Origin of the sequence: Photobacterium ganghwense (genome assembly GCF_003025595.1) — a bacterium.
Taxonomy (GTDB): domain Bacteria; phylum Pseudomonadota; class Gammaproteobacteria; order Enterobacterales; family Vibrionaceae; genus Photobacterium; species Photobacterium ganghwense.
The window spans coordinates 480,633-502,906 of sequence record NZ_PYMI01000004.1 but is presented as its reverse complement, the minus strand read 5'-3'; the positions used below and the strand labels follow the sequence as shown (position 1 = coordinate 502,906).

General features: G+C 50.1%; 22 protein-coding genes. 8 read left to right on the top strand and 14 right to left on the bottom strand.

Annotation, left to right across the window (positions count from 1 at the left end; translation table 11 throughout):
• Positions 1-148: 148 nt before the first annotated feature.
• The gene (locus tag C9I92_RS16660; RefSeq protein WP_047886106.1) at positions 149-1,249 is read left to right on the top strand and encodes an alkene reductase; all 1,101 of its coding nucleotides are present in this window, start codon (positions 149-151) and stop codon (positions 1,247-1,249) included.
• A gap of 124 nt (positions 1,250-1,373) precedes the next feature.
• Here C9I92_RS16660 and C9I92_RS25805 read toward each other — a convergent pair whose 3' ends face one another.
• From C9I92_RS25805 to C9I92_RS16645, 3 genes are all read right to left on the bottom strand, one after another.
• On the bottom strand, positions 1,374-1,625 hold the full coding sequence (locus C9I92_RS25805) for a DUF2474 domain-containing protein (protein WP_047886105.1): 252 nt from the start codon (positions 1,623-1,625) through the stop codon (positions 1,374-1,376).
• 181 nt (positions 1,626-1,806) lie between these two features.
• Positions 1,807-2,814, bottom strand: a complete 1,008-nt coding sequence (gene cydB, locus C9I92_RS16650; protein WP_047886104.1) for a cytochrome d ubiquinol oxidase subunit II — start codon at positions 2,812-2,814, stop codon at positions 1,807-1,809.
• Positions 2,815-2,843: 29 nt separating this feature from the next.
• Entirely contained in the window at positions 2,844-4,244 is a 1,401-nt protein-coding gene (locus C9I92_RS16645; protein ID WP_047886103.1) for a cytochrome ubiquinol oxidase subunit I, read from the bottom strand.
• A gap of 262 nt (positions 4,245-4,506) precedes the next feature.
• On the opposite strand from C9I92_RS16645, the gene C9I92_RS16640 reads away from it, so the two are divergent.
• Positions 4,507-5,919, top strand: a complete 1,413-nt coding sequence (locus C9I92_RS16640) for an aminotransferase-like domain-containing protein (RefSeq protein ID WP_047886102.1) — start codon at positions 4,507-4,509, stop codon at positions 5,917-5,919.
• 54 nt (positions 5,920-5,973) lie between these two features.
• Here the strand turns inward: C9I92_RS16640 and C9I92_RS16635 are convergent, their stop codons facing one another.
• From C9I92_RS16635 to C9I92_RS16625, 3 genes are all read right to left on the bottom strand, one after another.
• Positions 5,974-6,525: a hypothetical protein gene (locus tag C9I92_RS16635; RefSeq protein ID WP_047886101.1), complete on the bottom strand. Its 552-nt coding sequence runs from the start codon at positions 6,523-6,525 to the stop codon at positions 5,974-5,976.
• Between the two features lie 154 nt (positions 6,526-6,679).
• Complete coding sequence (locus tag C9I92_RS16630; RefSeq protein WP_047886100.1) at positions 6,680-7,153, bottom strand: hypothetical protein; 474 nt, start codon at positions 7,151-7,153, stop codon at positions 6,680-6,682.
• Positions 7,154-7,170: 17 nt separating this feature from the next.
• Complete coding sequence (locus C9I92_RS16625) at positions 7,171-10,785, bottom strand: VWA domain-containing protein (protein ID WP_047886099.1); 3,615 nt, start codon at positions 10,783-10,785, stop codon at positions 7,171-7,173.
• 473 nt (positions 10,786-11,258) lie between these two features.
• Here C9I92_RS16625 and C9I92_RS16620 point away from each other — a divergent pair, with 473 nt between their 5' ends.
• The gene (locus tag C9I92_RS16620; RefSeq protein ID WP_047886098.1) at positions 11,259-12,161 is read left to right on the top strand and encodes a GNAT family N-acetyltransferase; all 903 of its coding nucleotides are present in this window, start codon (positions 11,259-11,261) and stop codon (positions 12,159-12,161) included.
• A 103-nt stretch (positions 12,162-12,264) separates the two neighbouring features.
• Here the strand turns inward: C9I92_RS16620 and C9I92_RS16615 are convergent, their stop codons facing one another.
• The 7 genes from C9I92_RS16615 to C9I92_RS16585 are packed head-to-tail and all read right to left on the bottom strand — an operon-like array spanning position 12,265 to position 18,321.
• Complete coding sequence (locus tag C9I92_RS16615) at positions 12,265-12,618, bottom strand: RidA family protein (protein ID WP_047886097.1); 354 nt, start codon at positions 12,616-12,618, stop codon at positions 12,265-12,267.
• Positions 12,575-14,038, bottom strand: coding sequence for an NAD(P)/FAD-dependent oxidoreductase (locus C9I92_RS16610; RefSeq protein WP_047886096.1), 1,464 nt, complete (start codon positions 14,036-14,038; stop codon positions 12,575-12,577). The genes C9I92_RS16615 and C9I92_RS16610 overlap by 44 nt, the downstream gene beginning before the upstream one ends.
• A 17-nt stretch (positions 14,039-14,055) precedes the next feature.
• Positions 14,056-14,355 (bottom strand): (2Fe-2S)-binding protein, encoded by a 300-nt coding sequence (locus C9I92_RS16605; protein ID WP_047886095.1) that lies wholly within the window; start codon positions 14,353-14,355, stop codon positions 14,056-14,058.
• Positions 14,324-15,436, bottom strand: a complete 1,113-nt coding sequence (locus tag C9I92_RS16600) for an NAD(P)/FAD-dependent oxidoreductase (protein ID WP_047886094.1) — start codon at positions 15,434-15,436, stop codon at positions 14,324-14,326. The genes C9I92_RS16605 and C9I92_RS16600 overlap by 32 nt, the downstream gene beginning before the upstream one ends.
• A gap of 58 nt (positions 15,437-15,494) precedes the next feature.
• On the bottom strand, positions 15,495-16,520 hold the full coding sequence (gene dctP / locus C9I92_RS16595; RefSeq protein ID WP_107193886.1) for a TRAP transporter substrate-binding protein DctP: 1,026 nt from the start codon (positions 16,518-16,520) through the stop codon (positions 15,495-15,497).
• Positions 16,521-16,537: 17 nt separating this feature from the next.
• Positions 16,538-17,836, bottom strand: a complete 1,299-nt coding sequence (locus C9I92_RS16590) for a TRAP transporter large permease (RefSeq protein WP_047886093.1) — start codon at positions 17,834-17,836, stop codon at positions 16,538-16,540.
• A 2-nt stretch (positions 17,837-17,838) separates the two neighbouring features.
• The gene (locus C9I92_RS16585; RefSeq protein WP_047886092.1) at positions 17,839-18,321 is read right to left on the bottom strand and encodes a TRAP transporter small permease; all 483 of its coding nucleotides are present in this window, start codon (positions 18,319-18,321) and stop codon (positions 17,839-17,841) included.
• A 114-nt stretch (positions 18,322-18,435) separates the two neighbouring features.
• Here C9I92_RS16585 and C9I92_RS16580 point away from each other — a divergent pair, with 114 nt between their 5' ends.
• Complete coding sequence (locus C9I92_RS16580) at positions 18,436-19,377, top strand: LysR family transcriptional regulator (RefSeq protein ID WP_047886091.1); 942 nt, start codon at positions 18,436-18,438, stop codon at positions 19,375-19,377.
• 88 nt (positions 19,378-19,465) lie between these two features.
• Here the strand turns inward: C9I92_RS16580 and C9I92_RS16575 are convergent, their stop codons facing one another.
• Positions 19,466-19,957 carry a MarR family winged helix-turn-helix transcriptional regulator gene (locus C9I92_RS16575; protein ID WP_047886090.1) on the bottom strand — a complete coding sequence of 164 codons (492 nt, stop codon included), beginning with the start codon at positions 19,955-19,957 and terminating at the stop codon, positions 19,466-19,468.
• On the opposite strand from C9I92_RS16575, the gene C9I92_RS25600 reads away from it, so the two are divergent.
• From C9I92_RS25600 to C9I92_RS16560, 4 genes are all read left to right on the top strand, one after another.
• Complete coding sequence (locus C9I92_RS25600; RefSeq protein ID WP_169776037.1) at positions 19,943-20,152, top strand: hypothetical protein; 210 nt, start codon at positions 19,943-19,945, stop codon at positions 20,150-20,152. The two genes, C9I92_RS16575 and C9I92_RS25600, sit on opposite strands and share 15 nt — an antisense overlap.
• A gap of 161 nt (positions 20,153-20,313) precedes the next feature.
• Positions 20,314-20,826 carry a DMT family transporter gene (locus tag C9I92_RS16570; protein WP_047886089.1) on the top strand — a complete coding sequence of 171 codons (513 nt, stop codon included), beginning with the start codon at positions 20,314-20,316 and terminating at the stop codon, positions 20,824-20,826.
• Positions 20,827-20,831: 5 nt separating this feature from the next.
• Positions 20,832-21,260, top strand: coding sequence for a DMT family transporter (locus tag C9I92_RS16565; RefSeq protein ID WP_047886088.1), 429 nt, complete (start codon positions 20,832-20,834; stop codon positions 21,258-21,260).
• Positions 21,261-21,479: 219 nt separating this feature from the next.
• Entirely contained in the window at positions 21,480-21,917 is a 438-nt protein-coding gene (locus C9I92_RS16560; protein WP_047886381.1) for a VOC family protein, read from the top strand.
• The last annotated feature ends 357 nt before the right edge of the window (positions 21,918-22,274 follow it).

The window sequence follows — 22,274 nt, the reverse complement described above, 5'->3', positions numbered from 1 at the left end:
GAAGGGCATTCAATTTAAACAAAGCGTGTTCAGCTTTAACGAATACTATTTAGATTTTGTGAATAGTGTTTTCATATCTTAGGGTATTATCAAATTTAACTGAATAGATAGACTGAATCAAAGACCCATCAGTTATTCAGGAAAGGTTATGACCTACAACACGTTATTTACTCAACAGGCTCTTGGCTCCACAACCACGGCAAATCGTATTGTAATGGCTCCGATGACTCGGTCTCGCACTGCGCAACCGGGCGATATTCCGACGCCGATGATGGCGCAGTATTACGCGCAGCGTGCCAGTGCCGGATTCATTGTGACGGAAGCCACGCAAATTACACCGCAGGGGAAAGGGTACTCATTCACGCCGGGAATTTATTCGCAAGCGCAGATCGTCGGCTGGCGTCTGGTTACTGACGCGGTGCATCAGGCAGGTGGTAAGATTTTCCTTCAGCTCTGGCATGTGGGCAGAATGTCGCATCCGTCGTTTCATCCGGATGGTAAGCCAGTGGCACCCTCGGCGATTGCGCCTGATGCGCAGGTCTGGGTTGTCGGTGATGATGGTGTGGGTCGGATGCTGGACTGTCCGGTTCCCCGGGCGTTGGAAAAAGAAGAGATTGAAGACATTATCGAAGACTATCGTCAGGCGGCAATTAACGCCATGGAGGCGGGATTTGACGGGGTGGAGATTCATGGTGCCAATGGCTATTTGATCGATCAGTTTCTGCGTCGCACCTCGAATCATCGTACTGATGAATACGGAGGTTCGATGGAAAACAGGATTCGCTTTGCGGTTGAGGTCGCTCAAGCTATCAGTGAGGCTATCGGAGCTGATAGGGTTGGTATTCGCCTGGCGCCTTATATCACGCAGCGTGGGATGAACGACAGTGAAGCCACAGATACCATTTTACTGGCTGCGGAGTCATTTAATCAGTTAGGGCTGGCGTATATTCATCTGGCAGAAGCCGACTGGGAAGATGCACCGGTAGTGCCTGAAACGTTTCGGTATGCACTGCGAGAACTGTTTGAGGGTGCAATTGTGGTGGCTGGCAACTACAGCAAAGCCGCAGGGGAAGCGTTGCTTGAAAAGGGGCTGATAGACTTTGTGGCGTTTGGCCGCAAGTTCATCGCCAACCCGGATTTGCCTTACCGCCTTGAGCATAATCTGACACTGAGTGAGATCAGTGACGCCGGTACCTTGTTTGGTGGCAATGAACAAGGTTACACCGATTATCCGGTTTATCAGGACTGACGATCAACATTGATAGTTCACGGCTTTTGCGAGCATCAGCGCAGCGCTACACTTACGCCGAAAAAACGACTCAGGCTTTGAGGAGACTCAAAGCCTGAGTCGTGACTGATATAGGGTGAGCGTATTACGACTGAAAACCTGCGGCGTTCATCAGGTAACGAAACCCCATTGACACCATGCCCAGTGCAGTGACACTACATACCCAAATCAATACCAGCCACGCTGTTTGCCGGATTACCGGATGCCTGACCTTTTGGAGGCGACTGGCATTGGCCGTTCTTAGGGCCTTGGTCTCGAAAGTGGCAGCGGCAGTGGGTTGGCCTGTCCCGGTTATGTCTGGCAATTCTTGGTGCATGCGGGCATCGATTTTGCTCATATTATCTCTCCGTTATGAAAGAGAACCTTGTTGAGTGCCGTTCTGTCGTTGCCTTTCAGCAAGCGGAAGCGAACGGCCCTCAATCCTTATCTGTTCATATTCTTCGGTTGAAGATGATCTTAACGTTCAAACTCGTCAATTTCCCGAATCCTGAATGCGAGTTCAAAAGTCTCTCTCGGCATCAGTGATAGGCTTCGCCGGCTTTTACTTTGCCGCTGAACACGTGATAGGTCCAGAAGGTATATCCCAGGATAAATGGAATAATGAACAGCGCCCCAACCAGCATAAAGCCCAGACTTTCCGGAGGTGCCGCCGCTTCCCAGATACTGATTTCCGGTGGAATGATGTTTGGCCATAAGCTGATGCCAAGCCCGCTAAAGCCCAGAAAGGTGAGTAGCAGTGCCATAACAAATGGGCTGGTTTGCCCTTGTTGTTGTATGGCGGTATGAATCCGCCACAGGCAATAACCGGTCAGCAACGGTACGGGTGCGAGGAAAAACAGGTTTGGCATACTGAACCAACGCTCGGCAATCGATGGATAGGCCAACGGTGTCCACAAGCTCACAACGATCATGGCAATAAGAAATGCGATCAGTAAATATCGTGTTGCCTGATACATCTGCTGTTGAAGTGCTGACTCGGTTTTCATGATCAGCCACGTCGAGCCCAATAGCGCGTAGGTCACCACCAGGCCCAGCCCGCAGAATAACGGGAAGGGAGCCAGCCAGTCGAAACCACCACCAGCAAAGGTTCTGCCTGCAACAGGGAAGCCTTCAATGACCGCACCGACCGCGATGCCCTGACAGAAAGTGGCGACAATGGAACCGATAATAAAGGCTTTATCCCAGAAAGCCTGATGTTCCGGTAACGCCTTAAAGCGAAACTCGAACGCAACACCACGAAAAATCAGGGCAATCAGCATGATGGTCAGTGGAATGGTCAGCGCATCAATGATGACGGCATAAGCCAGTGGGAAAGCGCCAAACAGCGCCGCGCCACCCAACACCAGCCAGGTTTCGTTACCGTCCCAAACCGGGGCGACGGTGTTGACCATCAGATCGCGTTCGTCACGGTTTTTTACTAATGGCATCAGTATCCCGATACCTAAGTCAAAGCCATCCATTGTGATATACATCAGGGTGGCGAAAATGATGATGCCGAACCAAATCACGGCAAGTTCAATTCCCATCGTTGTGCTCCTTTAGTGATCCCGAGCGGCTAAAGCCGACCTGACAGGGACAGCGGTTCATGTGTCGTGTTTGGTTTTGCGTTTGTGCCAGTATCAGACAGGCTGGTGTCAGGATCGTCAGGGCCTTGTTTGATCTGATTGATCATGTAGAAATACCCGACCCCGAACACTAGGGAATAGACCACAAAGAAAGTGAGCAGGCTGATACTCATGTGCAAATCACCATGGGCGGACACCGCATGTTGTGTTCTGAGCAGGCCATGAACGACCCAGGGCTGGCGGCCTACCTCGGTGGTTACCCATCCGGCCAGAATCGCAATGAGTCCGGCTGGTCCCATCATCAGGACAAAACGGTGGAAGCGGGGACTGCAGTAGAGGGTGCCCTTTTTCCGTAACCACAGGCTGATGCCTCCTTGCAGCATCATCAGTAGGCCAAGGGCAACCATGATGCGGAACGACCAGAAGACGATGGGGGAGTTCGGTCGATCCTCCGGTGCAAACTCTTTCAGTGCCGGAACCTGCTGTTCGAGGCTGTGCGTCAGGATCAAACTGGCAAGGTAGGGGATCTCGATTTTGTAATCGGTTTGTTCTGTTTTCATGTTCGGCATGCCAAACAGGATCAGTGGGGTAGGTTCACCATTACTGTTGTCCCAGTGCCCTTCAATGGCCGCGATTTTGGCAGGCTGGTATTGCAGGGTATTCAGACCGTGCAAATCACCGACAAATGCCTGAATAGGCGCCGTCAATAACAGCATCCACAATGACATCGAAAACATCCGTTTGATTGCAGAGGAGCGGTTACCTTTGAGCAAGTGCCAGGCGGCAGACGCACCGACAAACAGTGCGCTGCTCAGGAAGGCCGCAATTACCATGTGCGCCAGACGGTATGGGAAAGATGGGTTGAAAATCACCGCCAGCCAGTCGACCGGAATGACCTGACCATTTTGAATCTCAAAGCCCTGTGGAGTGTGCATCCAGCTGTTTGACGCCAGAATCCAGAATGTGGAAATCAGCGTGCCCAGCGCCACCATGCAGGTGGCGAAGAAATGGAGTTTGTCGCCGACCCGATTCCAGCCAAACAGCATGACCCCGAGAAATCCGGCTTCAAGGAAAAAGGCTGTCAGTACCTCATAGGTCAGCAGAGGACCGGTGATACTGCCGGCAAATTCGGAAAATCCACTCCAGTTGGTGCCGAACTGGTAAGCCATGACCAGCCCGGACACAACACCCATTCCGAAATTAACCGCAAAAATTTTGGACCAAAAATGGTAAAGAGTTTTGTAATCCGGGTGGCGGGTTTTCAGCCATAACCCTTCAAGGACGGCCAGATAACTGGCGAGGCCAATGGTGATGGCTGGGAAAATAATGTGGAACGAAACCGTAAAGGCAAACTGGATTCGTGCCAACATGTAAGCATCTAAACCTAACATGTACTACCTGTGCTTAAAAATGGAAGGTGGTGGCATGGTAGGCGGTGGCACATTTCCCGCATAGATACAGAACAGGATTGTTAATCTATAACAGATTTTTCCATCATAGTGTTATAGTTGTTCTCAGGCTGAGTGAGTTCAAACCAGGGTAAGTAAAGCAAGTAAGGCCAGGTAAAGCAGATCAAAGCAAAGCAGGCAGGCGAGTACTTAGCCCAACCACAAAAGTTAGCCCCAGCAGGAAGAAATACGAACAGGTGCGGTTATGGCGAAATATGAACAACTGGTGCAACAGATCCAAAGGCAGATTCATACTGGTGTCTGGCAGGCCGGGGACAAACTTCCATCGCTGCGTAAACAGGCGGAACATGGCAATATGAGCCTGATGACCGTACTGCAGGCGTACCAGGTACTGGAAAGTCAGGGGTGGATCGTCTCGTATCCTCGCTCGGGCTACCGGGTCGCGCCTGAAATCAGGCCGGTTGCTGAAGTACAGGAAGCTGCTGCCGTGCTGTCGACTGAGTCGGTCGACGTGAACGATTTTATCTTCGATGTGCTGCAGGCTATCCGCAATCCGCGCATGGCTAGTTTTGGTCATGCCTACCTGGATCCGGCTCTGGCTCCCCGCCAGCAAGCCAATCGCTCACTGACGGCAGCGGTGCGCTCCATGCCGCTGACCAGCGTGGTCGACAACCTGCCACCTGGCAACGAGGAACTGCGACAGCTGATTGCCCAGCGTTATGCCGCGCAGGGAATGAATATCTCTCCGGATGAAATCGTGATTACCGCTGGAGGGCTAGAGGCACTGAATCTGAGTCTGCGTGCAGTGACCAGACCCGGTGACTGGGTGGTTGTTGAATCACCCACGTTTTACGGTGCGCTGCAAGCGCTTGAAAACCTTGGGCTGAAAGCTATCTCGGTGCGTACTCACCCGCAGGAAGGCATTGATCTGGGCTCCCTGGAGCGGGCACTGCAAACCCACTCTGCGAAAGCATGTTGGTTGATGACCAATCATCAAAACCCGTTGGGTTATACGTTGTCGCTTGAGAAAAAGCAGCAGTTGGCCGCGTTGCTGAAAAAGTATCAGGTACATCTGATTGAAGATGATGTATACAGCGAGCTGTATATCGGTGACAGTAAACCGTTGCCCGCCAAGGCTTTCGATGAACAGGGGCAATTCATGCATTGCTCTTCGTTTTCCAAAACGCTGGTGGAAGGGTTTCGTATCGGCTGGGTTGCCGCAGGAAAACAAGCGCTGAAAATTCAGAAATTGCAATTGATGAGCACTCTTGCCACCAGTGTGCCAATACAGCTGGCGCTGGCTCATTTTCTAACCACCCGCAACTACGGCAGTCACTTACGCCAACTACGCCGTACTCTCAGCCAGCGCAAGCAAGCAAACTATGTGTGTCTGAAAGCTCACTTGCCTGATACGGTGAAAATACACCGTTCAGACGGCGGTTACTTTTTATGGCTAGAACTGCCACCATCCATGGATGCGACAGAACTTTACCAGGCTGCACTGTCTGAAAATATCAGTATTGCGCCGGGCCGGATGTTTGCGACTGGCGAGCAGTTTAATCATTGTTTCCGATTCAACGCGTCATTTCCGCTAAACGATGCCCATGAGCAGGCGATCGTCCGGCTTGCAGAACTGATAAAAGCACAATTGGGTTAGTCACACTGGACTGGCACAACTGCAAAGCCGCAGGTGCCAGTGCTAACGGCCTCATTACTCAATGTTTGCCCCTGGCAGTGCGTGCAAGATCTGAAAAATGGCCGGATTGTCCGGACACCGGTAATGCCTGGCTCTTGGCGAGCTCATCACTGTCTCTTTGACCATATTCGTGGTTTCGAGCCAATGATGCTGATCATCGCTTAGGGAAAATTGATAGGTCACAATCCGCTCATTATTTTCAATATTCAGTCTCAGTTGATTGTGTCGCTCAGAGGGAAGACGAGTCACACTTTTACAGGTCGCCAGGAAGTGATCAAATGCTTCAAGTGCTTGATTGACCATATTAACCTGCTGCTGGCTCAAGGCATAGTAGTGGTGATTGATCTGGTAGCTTCTTAGTTCGGTGTCAATGACACGGCTCGACGCTGACGTATTTGACGCCGAAGAATTTGACGCTGATGGGCTTGATGTCAGCGGCGAGATCAGCTCAATCTGTGCTGGTAACAGTGTGTTGGTCAGTGTCATTACGTTGGGTCTGAACGTAAAATACAGGCTGACTGCAATAACTGAAAAACTGATCGCTATGATTACAAAGGTTTTTTTCATAAGTCACTTGTCATGTTTATCTTGTTTGGACTTTATTATTTTCGCTTATTTAGCTTGGCCCTTTTCACACGAATCTTCTACGCTAATGTGCGCTAAGAGAGCCTAAGCTCTCCTAGCGCAAGATGAAACGCTTTACTGTTTTTTACGTCATCAACTACTGAATAGACGTAGTGATCAGATTTCCTTGTGGGTCAAACAGTTGTATTGCACTGAGATGGATTTTACTCAGGTCATCAGCTGAAATTGTCATGATGCATCCAGAGGCTGGTTGTTCAATCGCTTCCAGATATCCACAACTCTTACTTGCTAAGGTTTGCTCATTCATCAGCAAGAACGTTGCTTCTGCGGCCCGTATTCCTTGCCCCTGAGTAATGGTCAACTGACCGTTCTGCTGGTTGAAAGTCACTGCAGGCTGACCCGAAACTGTTTCGTTGGGGTTATTCGGGCTGACAATCAACGCCATAGAAACAGTATTGTTCAACTGAGTCGGTCCCAGTGCTTTGCTCGCATATTGTTTTCCAACGCCACCGGTATCTGGCGTGCTGTTGTCATTATTGCTGTTGCTATTGTCATCGGAGTTACACGCCGAGAGCAGCAATGTAGCAAGAATTAGCAGACTTTTTCTCATTGTAGTATCCCCTTAAATTACATCGATTTTTTAACAATAGTCAGATCGAACAGATCAATTTTTCCATTCCGGTTAAAGTCACCAAGAATCAGCTTCGGATTTGCCTGAGTACTCTGACCATACATCTCAATTAAATGGTCATAGTCTAGGGTGTCGACTGTAGCGTCCTGGTTAACATCCCCGGCCAGGCCATTTCCAGGAATAAGCATCGATAGATAAACGTCAAAATCCGCTTTGTCTGAGCCGGTTGAGAAGTCTTTTAGAGGGTCCAGACCTAGCTGGTATTCTGTAGAGCTGTTCACACCGTCATTGTCATGATCTTTGTAACCATCGGTCGCGTCTTGAGGATCGAAGCCGTACTGATTTTCGATATGATCAGGGATCCCATCTTTGTCACTGTCGATCGTCGGCAAATAGGCAAATACCACTTTGTTGTCGGTGACCACTTCGTTGGTAAAGTTTTGCGTGAGTGTGATATCCAGGCTGTGTTTATCCAGCTCCGGATTGTTCTCATTCGAATAAACGAAGGTGTGTTGATAGCTCTCACCGTTTGCGTAGTCAGTACTGCTGTCTTGGGCTGAATGGCTGATGAAAGTCAGTGTATTCGCCACAATGCTTGGGGTTACCGCGTTGGCATTAGTGTCCCCGATGTTTTCCAAGGAGACAGTAACAGTAAACAGGGTATGCCCATTTTCAGGCTGGCTACTGACGTTGACTTTATCAATGGTGAACAGCCCTTCATTAGAGGTAAAGCCATCGGCTCTTAAACGAGCTTCTGCCACTTTAGCGGTCAAAATGGTGCTCTCTGTTTGCCAGTGAGTCAGTGCTTCTGACAGTTGAGCGGTCAGTGCTTTTTCCTGAGCCGAATCAGAGGTACCTAACTCCAGCAAGGTGGCAGCGATAGCCAGTTTATTACTGATCGCTTGTATTTTCAGATTAATGGCAGCAGTGAGTGCATCCGTGCGTAGTGCATCCCAGTTACCCGGTCTGCCATACTGCCTTTCCAGCTGATCGGCACTGATGATGTATGCCATCATGGCAGAAATATTTTGTTGGTCATTGTCGACCGCCGGCGTGAGGCTATTGATGTAGTAATCAAAGAATGCGTCTAGCTTGCCATCGCTCAGCAACTGATTAGCCTGAATGAAGTGTTCATCGAGTGTGGCACTGGTTACCGGGATCGATTTCGTTGTGAGCTGAGTGTTTAACTGCTCAAGTTTTTTGTCAGCAAAAGCGAACGATGTGCGGCTCATCGCACGGTAAGGGCTGATCGAAGAGTCTGCGCCGTCGGAAGTTCGCTCAATGACATTCTCAATCTGTGAATCCAGCACAAGGAAATGTGAAGACGCGACAGCAGAGTTAGTCGCGGAAACCGTGATATCACCCACCTTCAAACCTTTATCCAAGGCGCTGAGGGCTGTTTTCACGGTAGCCAAAGCAGGAATGGTATTTGCGATGCTGGCTGGCAGGATATCCAGCGTGCTGTCGATGGAACTGACAGCTCCACCAATAACGCCAATAATATCACTGAGTTTACTGGTATTCGCTAAGGTGGATTTGACGGCTTCCGCTTGCTTAAGCATCTGATTCAGCGACTGGTTAGCCTGATTGAGTCGGTAAGCCAGTGCGTCTGCCGTCAGGGATGTCGTGATGTTCGAGTGAACCCCGATTGATTTCTCAAACTTCGTGTCTGCACCATTGGCGTAGATAGGAATCAGTAAGTCGAGTGCGGCTTGCTGTGCCATGTTTTCAATCAGAGGTAAATTAGGATTGGTGGTTGCGACAGCCAGTAAGGTTTTCAGCTCCGTCACCAGGCCATGATGTTGTTCTTCAAGGTTCATTTTCACAACATCAAGTAGTAAGTTACTGAGATTTTTCGTGAGTTGTCCCAGACTGGATGCTGTAATCTCGAGTAACTCTTTGACCTGGCTATAAGTCCAGCGAATGATAGCCCAGTCTGCTGCGGCAGGATCCAGCTTGCCGGCCACAGTTCTGAGCTGCTCTTCAATTTTTGTGAAAGTAGAGTTGAGGTCAAGGAAGGTCATGACGATTTTCGCCAGGCTGCCACCGATAATCTTGACATCATTTTCAATGTACTGGTTCGATTTATGAACGGCTTGGGTTGCAATATCCATGCGTTTTAACCCTTCTTGCTGGGCATCGGAAGGGCCATCACCAAGCTCGTCGGAGGAATCCGGAATGGTTGAAATCCAGTTTAAAGCCGTATTGGCTTCAGCCTCAAATGGCGCATTGCTGATAAGCGTGGGTCCAAAAGCTTTTATTTGATTGAGTCGTTTACTCACGCTGGCTTTGATTTCAGCCACAGTTAACAGAGCCAGGTTGAATGAGAGTTCCTCAACGCTGATATCAATGTCACCACTGTCGTTGACTGTGGTTGTGACGGTCATTTCCTGCGGTGCGTAAAAACCGGTCAATCCAGCGGTGATTTGATAGGTCTGATCCCCGGTCAATTCAATATCCACAGTTCCGGTACCATCGCTGATGTAAGTGGTGCTGTTACCATCTTTGTCCGTCACGGTGACTTGAGCCGATGCAATTGCCCGAGGTTCCGGATCATTATTCATCACAACTAACGAAAATCGCCCTGTTTTCAGATCCGGGGTATAAGGAGCCTGATCGCGGATCAGAGGTTGACCATTAGGATGAACAATCATTTGGCGGGTCAGTCCATCGTGCAGACCAACAGGATCGGTAAAGCTGAATTGATAGCTGCTGCGAACGGCATCACCGAGTTGTGACAGCAGAACATCGCCATTGAAAGGCCAGTTCAGACTGGTGCCAAGAGAGAGATATTGTGACTCAGGGGATGAGTAGTAAACGGCTTGTTGCTGGGTTGAGAGGGCCGCCAGTGAAAATGTTGCCGTTGTATCACTGTCGCCGCCGTCACCCGCCACATGAGCCGGGGCATCGGTTATGAGCATGATTATTTGCTGCGCATCAGCCCGCCAGCTTAACTCTGAACCGGCTGAGATAATCGAGTCCAGCGGGTTTTCCGGCCAGTCTGAACCACCATGAGCGACAAGGGACGATACCCAGTTTTTAAATGCATCGGCATTGTTGGTAAAGCTGATTTTCTTGCGGTAAGGAACTTCATCACCAAACGAGAACCCGGCCAGTCGGTAATCAATATCGGCAGCGGCCAGTGCATCCACAAATTCACGGATATTGGCAATTACTGTATTAATTTCACCACTCATGGAACCCGTCGAATCGATGACAAAAGCAATGTCAGCTTTCGTCGAGGTGGAACCGATTTCGCTGACAAAAATGTCTAAAGGAGTCTGCCGCTCTGTCAGTGCTGGGTGAGTAATTGCCAATGCTAAGTCAGAGGAAGTTAGGCCTGATACATGTTCACCCTCACTGTCTCGTACACTGAAGAAGCCGCTTACTGTTGGGAAAGAGTGAGCATTGATCTCGGTGATCGTTACCTGACTTGGTGTAGCGATGCCTGCACTGCGGCTGACAGCGATACTTTTCGCTATGGGGGTCTGATTCATAGCTGCCAGATCTTTGGATACAGCTTCAAGGTAAGTTGGCGATAAGTATTCAACCTGAGCCATCGTTGCCGGAGCAATGAACAAGCTCAAGGGTAACAGGTAGGGGTGCTTCACGTTATCTTCCTCTGATATAGGTATGACTGAAAAATCAGAGAGGAAATATAGGTATCTTTTTATAAGCAGTTAACTGCATATTTGCGAAAAATTGCAATCAACAGGCGAGCAAGTAAAAAAACGCGCATTTGTTACATCGTTTCTCTTTTTATTGTGATATATGTCGGTCATAACTCTCTGTTATTGATGTGATCTATCAATAATTTGTGCTTAATGTTTGATTTGAAATGCAAAGGATTACATTGTTGCTCAATAGTATGCGTTTTAGGCACGATTATTGACTCTTCAGTGTGATCTTTATACCAACTTGAAATTTGAGCTTTGAGCAGTCGTTAAGTGGCGGAATAATGCCTGTCACTGAATCAATGTTGGCTGCCTTGGAACAAAAACCATACCCATTAAGTTGCTTATTGTGCCATCATGCGGTTCGCTGAAAGGTATAAATAGTATGTGAAGATTCTATTGGAGAAGGAATGACGGCTACAGATACCCATGGATGGTTTAATCACGCATTGACCTCATATTTTTGTTTCAACAATACACGCACCTTATCTACGAGCCGGCCCAGCCAGTTGACACTGGTACGAAAACCGGGAATGACGGCTTATATTGATTCGACCCGCCGCTACGATAATCACGTGGTTATTCATCAGAAATGCGCTGAATCAGATATTGAAGAGGTGCTTGGGTTGTATCCTGACCATCTTTCGCCTGAAATCAGTATTGAACCCGCGGCAACGGATTTTTCTCTTTCTCAATGCCTCATGAAACACCATTTTGTGCCAGCCTACTCGCATGAGTTTCTCGCAATGAGGGCAGAGAGTTACCAGGCTTCGCCAATAAAACAGGAAATCAGAGTTGAGCGGTGGGAGTGTGAAAAAGTGGATGATTTTCTGGCTTTATTGCAAACAGCCGGTGTGGAATGCAGCGAGACTGTCTGGGAAGAAAAACGGCGGTACTACTGTACTGAGCAATTTCGTTGCTTTGTCGCCTTTTATGATGACCAGCCCTGTGCCTGGGCAACGTCATACCTGGTCGATAATGGCATGAGTCGTTGTTCTCTAGTCAGTGATAAAGTGGATGATACTGTCATTATTGCGCGAGAGACAGGTGCTGAGGCTGCATCAGATATGGCTCCGAACACTCGGAAGGGGAGTGATCGCCGTGTCGCGATTTTCGCGAATGCGTATACGCAGGAAGCTTATCGGGGCAAGGGATGTCAAACCGCATTACTGCATGCTCGCATTCAGGATGCCAAAGCGGCTAAAATCACGCATTTACTCACCGATGTTATGCCGGACACCATTAGTAGTCGAAATTGTAAGGCTGCCGGATTCACGACTAAGACGATCCGTATCGTATGGGCCCGTTCTTAAAGTGGTAGGAAAAGTAAGAAAATAGGGCCATCTGGCCCTATTTGGGTGCTGTAAGAAAACGCCTTGGCGTTTAACCCTGCGATTCTGAACGCAAAAGGCGGTCTTATTTGATGACGGCGGCTGTAACCAGCAGTTCAACTTTCAGCTCAGGGCGTGCCAGTTTGGCTTCGCCACAAGCTCTAGCCGGCTGGTAGCCTTCTTCGAACCACTCATCCCACACTGCATTCATTTCGGCGAAGTCATTCATATCGGCCAGCCATACGGTTGTTTGCAGCACATGTTTGCGGTCAGAGCCGGCTTCAATCAGCAGCGCTTCAACCCGGCGTAGTGCTTCTGCAGTTTGCTCGGCAACACTGGTACCCGCAACACCTACCTGGCCACACAAGTAGACAGTGTCATTGTGGATCACGATCTTACTCATGCGCTGATTCGTGTGCTTTCGTTGAATAATTGTCATTATGTTGTTCCTTCACTTTTCTGTAGGGCTGAATATAAGATCTTTCTGATGGTGCCAGACTGGCTAATTCGCTAAGTTTCAGGGGCTTTATCGGATGGCGAATCCGGTAATATCCTACCTGAGCAGGCTCTTTACCGGTTTCTGCCGCCATGATTTCCGCCACTGTTGAGCCACAGTAGCGTCCCTGACAGGGGCCCATTCCGCAGCGGGTTAAGGCTTTGACCTGATTGATGCCGTTGCAGTGATTTCTGGCCATCTTACGAATGTCCCCGGCTGTCACTTCCTCACACCGACAGATAATTGTGCTGTCTTCTGGCGTCATTGCCTGTTGAGGAGGCGAATATAACGTATCCAGGAAAGGACGAATGGCCAGTTCTTTTCGAATTGCCAAAATAAGGCGCTGCGTTTCTTGCTGCCACCGTTCAGAAGGGAGGTAGCCTAGCGCATGCAAGGCGTCGATTGCAACCAAATGGCCTTGTTTTTCAGCCACTTTTGCCCCACCTATCCCACAGCCATCACCCGCAACGGCAATGCCCGCCAGGGAAGTATTCAAGGTTTCGTCGAGAGTCGGCTTCCAGCAGCGTTGCTGAGAATCCCACTCGTGGTCGATTCCCATAGAGCGGGTCAGTTGGACATTCGGAATGACGCCGATATGGCTCAGCACTGTTGATGTCGTTAGGGTATGTGCTTTGCCCTTGATGTTAAATGTCAGTTGTTCCAGCTGCTCACCGCCGCCAGCCCGGATATCGGTCGCTTGCGTATAATGCGGTATCTCGGCTTGTTTGATCTGCTTAAGGAGTTTAAGACCTTTCACGATATACTGGTGACCAAACAACGCGTTGGCCAGATAGCGGCTGGCCTTCAGATAGCTGGTCGGCAATTGAGTATCGACAATGGCCGCGGGGGTGGCACCGGCATTAATCAACTGCCCTGCAAGCAAATACAGCAACGGTCCGGTACCGACCAATACGGCATTTTTAGGGGCGATTCCTGACGTTTTGAGCAGAATCTGGCTGGCTCCGGCTGTCATCACCCCGGGTAGTGTCCAGCCGGGGAATGCAAAGCTGCGTTCGATTGCCCCGGTAGCGATAATAATTCGCTTGGCGTGGAGCTTTTCACTTTTTCCCCGACGGCTCCAGTACACCGTTCTGTTCGGATCAACGCGCCAGATAGTCGCCTCATTGATGTAGTCCAGTTGTACTTCACTGAATGCTTGTAGCAGCGTGCTGCCATGCAGATAGTCCGGCCCCAGAACATTTCCCATCGGGTGTCCTTGGGTTGAAATCGCCCGGTAAATCTGCCCGCCCGGACGGGGCTGCTCATCCAGCAACACTACGCTGGCACCTGCTTTCGCGCACTCCGTTGCGGCGACCATGCCGGCCGGGCCTGCGCCAATAATACAAACATCGACATTACGCATAATTTTTCCCTTTTGGCCTAGTACCGCTGGCGTTTTACCTGAATGCCGGGCTCAACCAGACGCATACATCCCTGAACGTTTTGCTCGCCATCCACCTCAACACGGCATTCAAAGCAGCTCCCCATCATGCAGAAGGGGGCTCTGGCTGACTGGGTTGCCGGTGTGGTGCGGGTTGAGCGTATCCCTGCGACCAGCAACGCCGCAGCAATGGTATCGCCCTTGTTCGCTCGAATTTCCTCGCCTTCCCAGTAAAAAACTACCTTAGAAGAGGAGTTGGAGGCACCATCAAGCCTCACAAAGCTGGAATCGTTTTTCACTGAATAGCTCCAGGTCAGGGTGGCTGGCTTCATTTTCCAGCCACTGTGGTAAGAGGTAACTGTGGGCTGCGGCGAGGGTAATGCCACTGTGGCAGCTCACCAGGTAAGCACCGGGATGGGATGTTGACTGCTCATAAATCGGCAGCCCATCCGGAGAAATAATCCTTAACGCCCCCCAGCTGCGGATCAGCTTGGTTTGGGCCAGAAACGGATAAATGGCGATCGCACGCTCCGCGATGGCGGCCGTGATATCCAGAGTGTCTTCCTCGTCGAAGCCGACGTTCTCTTTGGAGTCCCCAATCTGAATCCCACCTTCGTCAACCTGCCTGATCAGTCCTGACGCCCGTTTGAGCCGTGGCGGCAGTTTTTCGGTGATCAGAACCTGGCCTTTTTGCGGGGTAACCGGTGCCTGAAAGCCAAGTTGCGGGCCAAGCGTGGCTGCCCCTAAACCTGCGCAGAGCACCAGTTTGTCACTCAGGTATTCGCGACCGTCAGTGAGCTGCGCCACGTAACGGCCATCGGCATTCTGTGTGATGTGCTCCACCTGCACCTTGGTGATGAGCCTGCCGCCTAATGTCAGGATCGTCTGGGTATAAGCACGCAGGAGTTTGAGCGGATTTACGTGGCCGTCTTCTGCACCAAAAATGGCACCAATGACGTCTGGACCGATTTCCGGCTCCTCTTGAATCAACCGCCCACGATCCCACACTTCGTAAGGATGGTCGGACCCAAGGGCCGCGCGGATGTTCTCGTACTGGGCGGCGCGCGCCAGCATTTCAGCTTCACTGAAGTGGAAGTCGTAACCGCCGTTCTGTACCAGCTTGACGTCGATACCGCTGATGTCTGCCAGCTCGGCAGCCAGATTTTTCCACATGCCGACCGAGCGACGGGTCCAGGCGGCATAATGTGGCGCATCCAGCCCTTTGCAGGAGAGCCACACCAGGCCAAAATTGCCGCGGGAAGCCCGGTGATCGCTGTCGCCTCCGTCCAGAACGGTGACCTGATGACCGGCTTTCAGCAAGCCAAAAGCCACCGCACAGCCCACGATACCGCCGCCGATAATGGTAGATTCCGGTTTCATGAAATATCTCTTATGTCTGAGTGTTGCGGAGGAGAGGCCCTCCGCAACCAGGGAGGGATTAGTTCAGGGCTTTATCAACGATGGCCTGACTCCACTCGGCACCGATATCGTTCAGGATCTCAGGCCAGACGGTACGACGTACTTTGTCTGACGTCTGAGCAAGCTGTTGTGGTGTCACCTGAATGATTTGCGCGCCGTTATCTGCCAGTTTTTTCTCATTAGCGATTTGATCTTGCTCCGCCTGCTGCCAGCGACGCTGCTCGAAATTGGCCGCGGCTGCTTTCAGTGCCGCCTGCTCTTTGTCAGACAGATCATGGAATCGCTCGCTGTTGATCATCAGATACCAGATTTCAAAGTGGGTGTTGAGCGGAATATAGGTCTTCGTGACATCGCGGAATGATGCGTAATACCCTTCCGCACCGGAGCCAATTACGCCATCCACTACACCGGTCTGAACCGCGGTAAAGGCTTCCGAAAAGGGGAGTGGCGAGCCGATGTAGCCGACATTGTCAGCCAGCAGCTGAAAGCTCTTGATTGGCGGAACGCGTAGTTTAATGCCTTTGCTGACATCCGGCTGGCCCGGTTCGACGGCATCACGGTTGAGTGAGATACCACCAAAATAGACCGGGTAGGCAGCCAGCAGAGTGATGTCCTGATGGGTAAACAGCTCTTCCATCGCTTCACGAACCGGCGCACCATTGCCATAAATTTTCTGTGCTTCTTCCCAGTTGGTGGCCAGATATGGCAGTAAACCCAGCTGCATGCGACGGTCTGTTGCTGTGGATGCCGGTTGAACAGCCATGTCGATTGCCCCGACCGAAATGCGCTCCTGCACCAGGGTGTAATCACCCAGCGCGTTGGCCGCATAGATGCGCAGTTTCACGTCGCCGTCAGTGGTGGTGTTAATTTCTTCGCCCATGCGTTTGATGTCGTTATCGATGACGGTCCCTTGCGGACGGACATGGCTGATTTTTAATGTGGCAGCCGTTGCCGGTAGGACGCTCAGCGTAGCAGCAGCCAGCAGCAGAGCCTGGGCGGTCTTCTTCAGTTTCATGTTGTGAGTAAACTTGCCTGTCAATTTCATAATCAATTTCCTTATTATCAGTAGCCAAACAGGGTTGGCAGGAAGAGTGATAAGTCAGACCAGAAGGAAGTCAGGACCACCACTGGTAAGTAGCCGAATAGAATCAGCATCATTGCCGGGCCAACCACTTCGGCGAATTTCACATTACCGATGCGGGCACCAAGGTACAGAATCGAAGCATAAGGCGGTGTCACGCCGCCCATCGCGGTATTAACACCCATGATGGCTGCGAACTGAATCGGGCTGATGCCAATCGCAGTCATCAGCGGAAGCAGCAGAGGCGCAATCAAAATGATGGCGGTGATGTCATTGACGACCATGCCGACCAAAAACAGCAGGATGTTAATGAAAATCAGCAGCAGTGCTTTGTTTTCTGTGATACCGAAGATGGTATCAACCAGCTCCTGAGGCACATTTTCCACAACAAACATCTGGCTCAGGATCAGGCTGAACAGAATCATGAACATGATGGAACCGACTGCCGTGGCCGATTCTTTGCCCGATGCCAGCAGCGATTTCCAGTTCAGCCCTTTGTAGATCATGAAACCGACGGGTACCGCGTAAATTACTGCCACGGCCGCGGCTTCTGTTGGTGTCATGATCCCGCCGTAAATACCACCCAGAATGATGACCGGCATCAGCAACGCCGGGATAGCGTGAACCGTGCGCGATGATGCTTCTTTAAGCATGTCGCCGAAAGGTAGCTTCTCTTCCAGAACCAGCGGGAACTTGCGCGCCATCAGGAGGTTGATCACCGCAAAGTTGAACGTCACCAGCAGGCCCGGTCCCAGCGTGGCCAGAAAGCAGGCCAGGATGGACGTATCGGTAACCCAGCCGTACACAATCATGGTGACGCTGGGAGGGATCAGCAGGCCAAGAATCGACGAGTTCGCGATTAGCGCAGTCGCATAAGCGCGAGGGTAGCCGCGTTTTTCCATCTCAGGAATCAGCAGCGGGCCGATCGCGGCAACCCCGGTCAGGCCACTGCCGGAAATGGCACCGATGATGGCACAGCTGACTGAGGCGACAATACCCAGACCGCCTCGGATGTGCCCGACAAACACATTTACAAACCGTAACAAACTGGCCGCGATACCACTTTGACTCATGATCGTACCAGCCAGCACGAATAACGGGATAGCCAGTAGGATAGGGTTGGTAAGCTGGCCGGTTCCCCACATCATGTTGCCTTTCATCGAGATATCGCCGAAATAGGTCATGATCATCAGGGCGCCGCCGAAGCAGAACGGCAATGGAACGCCAATAGTGAGCAGGAGTACCAGTGCTCCTACTGCAAACAGTGCAACTTCAACCATTGTTATGCTTTCTCCACGGAATAGTGAGGGGACGTCAACTGACGAACCAGTCTGATAATGTGAAGCCCGATAAAGCCGGAAATCAGCAGTAGGCCAAGAAACAACGAGCACTCATGGAAAAACGTTGGGATATAAAGGGTCGGGCTTTCCTTCCACACTCGCAGGGCATATTTGAAATAATCCCACGCCCAGTAAGTGAGCCAGAGAGAAATCACAAAGCTGATCACTTCGCCGATCAGAGCCAGAATGGTGTGGCCTCGCTCGGTTTTGATAAAGATCTCCAGCACATTGGCTCGGATCTGGGTATCTTCCCGCGAGGCATTCACGGCCCCCAGCATGTAAAGCCACAGGGTGGGGATGATGATGGTTTCTTCCAGTCCCATGATTGGCACTTCGAAGATGTATCGGGTTACCACCTGAACGAACTGAGAGAGGGCTACAATGCCCATTAGTCCGGTTAGCAGGTATCTGAACAATCGCTCCACAGCACATTTCCTTATTGTTGCTTTTGTGAATACGTTGTTAATTTAATGCTGACAACCAATAGAAACAAATTTAAAATTTCTCTGATTCCATAATTTTTTCTTATAGGGTGAGGTATGGATACCAATTTGTCCGTTAAGCAATTGGAAACATTCAGAACTGTCATGCGCTCGGGGTCTGTGTCGGTCGCCGCTCGCGCATTGTGCCGGACGCAGCCTGCTGTCAGCGCCATGTTGGTGAGTCTGGAGAATGAGCTGGGTTTTAAGCTATTCGAGCGTAACAAGGGGCGGCTGATTCCCAAACCGGAAGCCTATTTCCTGCTGGAAGAGACCGAAGCGATTCTGGAACGCCTGACGCGCGCATCGCAGTTGATGGCAGAGGTGAAAAATCTGTCGCGGGGAAGCCTGCGGGTTGCTTGTATGCCGGCAGCATCACTGTATTTCATGCCGCATGTGATTGCTGATTTCGTCAAAGACCGGCCTCATGTCAATGTCTCCATGATGATGCGAAGCTCGATGATCGTGCACGATTGGGTCGCTTCGCAGCAGTATGATATCGGTTATGCGGAAATGCCGAAGGAGCGGGATTCCATCAATGTTGAGCCTATTCGGCTCAAAGGGGTGTGCGCGATACACAAAAATGATCCGCTGGCGCAGAAAAAGGTCATCACACCCAAAGATCTCGATAATGTGCCGCTGGCGACGCTTTTCTCTCAGCATCCGACCAGCGAACTGGTGCGCTTCTTGTTTGATGAAAACGGGGCTCGTTACTATCCCCGTTTTGAACTACAGAATTACATCTCAGGGTTTGAGTTTGTGGAACACCAGTTATGTTGTTCCATTTGTGATCCGATGAGTGCTGCCAGTTATACCATCAGCAAATCTGGTCATGGAGATGTGGTGTTCAGGCCTTTTATTCCGGAGGTTATTTTCGAGCATGCGATCATTACACCGTCGCACAAGCCCTTGTCCCGCCTTGCGCAAGCGTTTGTGGAAAATATCCATGCCGGACTGGAAAAGTTTATTGAGCCCACGCATCGTTTTTCAAGTCGAGCTTAAGCAAGCCGAGTCAGAGGAAATATGCAGGCAGTGGGCTATCTCTCGGACAAACAAAAACGGAGCTCTCAGCTCCGTTTCTTCAGTAAATTTATAACCCGTTTTCGTTGCTCAACAACCAGCGGCGCATCAGGTCTGCCAGCTGATCTTGCTCTTCTTTGCTCAATGGCTTAAGCAACGCATGCTCATTGGCGACGTGCGCTTCGACCGCTTTATTGATCACATCCATCCCTTCATCTGTCAGGGTGATGGTACAACTGCGACGATCCTGATCGCTGGCCTGACGATGGATGAGACCTCGCTGAACCAGATGTTCAATGCGGGTACTCATGGCTCCCGAAGACAGCATTAATGTCTGGTACAAATCGGTAGGGGTCAGCGGAACCTGGCTTCTTCTTAGGGTCGCCAGAATATCAAACTCAATTGAATTCAGGTTGTGTTGTTTGAAAACCGCTATCAGCTGCTTTTCTATCAGGCGCTGCATGCGGCTCATGCGACCAATGATGCCCATTGGTGAACAATCGAGATCCGGACGACAGGCCTGCCACTGCTGTAGCACTCTATCTACATGATCGTTATTCAATTTATCGTCTCACACAGTAATTACTCATTAGAAAGATACTTAATTGATGAGCTAAACGCCAGCACCGCTTTCGATGTTGAGAGGTTGCGCCACGCAGGTGGTCAAATGGTTATCAGCCCTCACGCCTTTTTGCTCTCAACACCCCATTTTTATTATCAGCACCATTATTTCTCTCAAGAAAAAGTACTTTTCTAAAAAGATACTTGATGAATTTAAGACTGAAACCTAACATGCAGATATCTTTTTTGAAAGATACATCTAATTGGAGATACTTACTGTAAGGGTATCTTCGGAAGTGGTGTCATAGGTAGATGATTGGTTTAAAGGTGTTTTTACATGAAGCGTGCGGAAAAAGTATGGAACAGATAAATCAGGCAGCCGATACCAAACTGGCGAAATCAGTCGGCACAATCGCCTTAGCGCTGATCGGAGGGGGATTGCTGACGTTGATGATAGAAACCAACAGCCAACTCGCGCAAACCAGCAGCCCGATGTTTGCATCTTGGGTGGCACATGGCGTCGGTGCTGCCGTTGCGCTTGTGATGATGTGGTTGGTACTGCAGCGCAGCAAAACGCCGCGACAGAGTGAAGAAAACCAAGCCCATACATCGCAAACGGCTAAAGTACCGATTTGGTTTTACCTCGGCGGTATTCCGGGGGCGTTTACGGTCATATTGGCGGCAACCGCTATCAATGGGGGACTGACGTTATCAGCGACAATTTCTCTGGGTTTGGTTGGGCAGATTGTGTTTGGTATGGTCGCCGATCACTTTGGATTACTCAGAACGCGGCAAAGACAAATTAGCGGGTCGGATTTACTGATTGTGGCCCTTGTTTTGCTGGGCAGTATCTTGATTTTATTTGGGTGACAGACATGTTAAGTCTTGTGGTTATTGCATTATTGAACGGCATCCTGATTGGTACCGCACGTACTATTAATGGTCAGCTGAGTGTATCAACAGGCGCTTTTAAAGCCTCACTCTGGAATCATGTGATCGGATTCAGTGTCCTGACTGTTTTTCTGACAGTGCTGGCCGGATGGCAGTGGGCGCAGTGGACAGTGGCTGATTTGCCTCCGCATGCTTTTTTAGGTGGCGTATTTGGCGCGTTGTTTGTGGCTGTGAGTAGCTATATTTTCCCTAAATTGGGCGCGATGAATGCCGCGATTCTGGTTATTGGCGGACAAATGATTTCAGCGGTGATGCTGGACTGGGTTTCAGCTCAACAGATGCCGGGCGGTATGAAAATCGCTGGGGTAGTGCTTGTGTTAGCTGGTATTTATCTGACACGGAAAAAGTCATAGCCGCAAAAAACATCAGCTTATCAGAGGTTTTTGAGCTGGCTGCACACGAGCAGGCGTTAGGTCAATCAAAACGAGAAAGAGGAAAACAAGCAAGAGCCCAAATAGGGTTTTACACTGTAAAGACGCTTCTAAGGCTAATTTTATTGGGCGCTTTATCGCTCACTTTGAGAGCACTTTTTACGCAGCTGCCAGGAGTCGATGATGGAATCAAGCATTAGGATGGAGCCAAGGATCAGTATCGTCACGCTGGGAGTGGAGGATCTGGAGCGATCCTACCGTTTCTACCATGATGGTTTAGGTTTTCCGACATCTGGCCAGCCAGAGAAAGGCATTATATTTTTTCAGACGGGGGGCGTTTGTCTGGCGCTCTACCCCTTCGATAAACTGGCTGAGGATGTTTCGGAAAATCTGGTGTTACAGCACCCTGCAGGCAGTTTTAGTGGCGTGACTCTCGCACACAATACTCGCAGCAGAGAAGAGGTTGATGCTGTTCTGGAGCAAGTAAAACAAGCTGGCGGTGCAATCATCAAGTCGGCTCAGGACGTATTTTGGGGTGGCTACAGTGGTTATTTTTCTGATCCCGATGGTCATATTTGGGAAGTCGCTTACGCCGATTTCTGGAAGTTTCATGAAGACGGCAGGTTGGTGATTGAGTAACGCAGGGGGAATAGCTTAGGGAATACTTTCACTTCCCACTTAGTCATGACGAGACGGACTTTTAAACGGGAAAGTCTCGCTTTGTTTTTTGCTTTTTTGCTTTTGTCAGTCGATTAAACATTTTCCGTATTGTTATTCATTCCGCTTTTTTCCTCGATATATTTTTATCCCCGAACAGTATTTTTCCACAAAGACTATTTCCCTCTTTATTTTCCCTGATTTTTTCATACACGACACATTTTCTCCGCTGGATCTATATATGACTGAGGTTTGCGCTGAGTTATTAATAACCAATCGCTGATGGTGCTCAGGGGGGCGACAAGTTGTGAAAATGTTTACCTGGTATAAAGGTGAGTG

Coding starts and splice junctions, on each gene's coding strand:
- C9I92_RS16660 (WP_047886106.1), top strand. CDS start 149: ATGACCTACAACACGTTATTTACTCAACAGGCTCTTGGCTCCACAACC.
- C9I92_RS25805 (WP_047886105.1), bottom strand. CDS start 1,625: ATGAGCAAAATCGATGCCCGCATGCACCAAGAATTGCCAGACATAACC.
- cydB (WP_047886104.1), bottom strand. CDS start 2,814: ATGGGAATTGAACTTGCCGTGATTTGGTTCGGCATCATCATTTTCGCC.
- C9I92_RS16645 (WP_047886103.1), bottom strand. CDS start 4,244: ATGTTAGGTTTAGATGCTTACATGTTGGCACGAATCCAGTTTGCCTTT.
- C9I92_RS16640 (WP_047886102.1), top strand. CDS start 4,507: ATGGCGAAATATGAACAACTGGTGCAACAGATCCAAAGGCAGATTCAT.
- C9I92_RS16635 (WP_047886101.1), bottom strand. CDS start 6,525: ATGAAAAAAACCTTTGTAATCATAGCGATCAGTTTTTCAGTTATTGCA.
- C9I92_RS16630 (WP_047886100.1), bottom strand. CDS start 7,153: ATGAGAAAAAGTCTGCTAATTCTTGCTACATTGCTGCTCTCGGCGTGT.
- C9I92_RS16620 (WP_047886098.1), top strand. CDS start 11,259: ATGACGGCTACAGATACCCATGGATGGTTTAATCACGCATTGACCTCA.
- C9I92_RS16615 (WP_047886097.1), bottom strand. CDS start 12,618: ATGACAATTATTCAACGAAAGCACACGAATCAGCGCATGAGTAAGATC.
- C9I92_RS16610 (WP_047886096.1), bottom strand. CDS start 14,038: ATGCGTAATGTCGATGTTTGTATTATTGGCGCAGGCCCGGCCGGCATG.
- C9I92_RS16600 (WP_047886094.1), bottom strand. CDS start 15,436: ATGAAACCGGAATCTACCATTATCGGCGGCGGTATCGTGGGCTGTGCG.
- dctP (WP_107193886.1), bottom strand. CDS start 16,520: ATGAAATTGACAGGCAAGTTTACTCACAACATGAAACTGAAGAAGACC.
- C9I92_RS16590 (WP_047886093.1), bottom strand. CDS start 17,836: ATGGTTGAAGTTGCACTGTTTGCAGTAGGAGCACTGGTACTCCTGCTC.
- C9I92_RS16580 (WP_047886091.1), top strand. CDS start 18,436: ATGGATACCAATTTGTCCGTTAAGCAATTGGAAACATTCAGAACTGTC.
- C9I92_RS25600 (WP_169776037.1), top strand. CDS start 19,943: ATGATCGTTATTCAATTTATCGTCTCACACAGTAATTACTCATTAGAA.
- C9I92_RS16570 (WP_047886089.1), top strand. CDS start 20,314: ATGGAACAGATAAATCAGGCAGCCGATACCAAACTGGCGAAATCAGTC.
- C9I92_RS16565 (WP_047886088.1), top strand. CDS start 20,832: ATGTTAAGTCTTGTGGTTATTGCATTATTGAACGGCATCCTGATTGGT.
- C9I92_RS16560 (WP_047886381.1), top strand. CDS start 21,480: ATGGAGCCAAGGATCAGTATCGTCACGCTGGGAGTGGAGGATCTGGAG.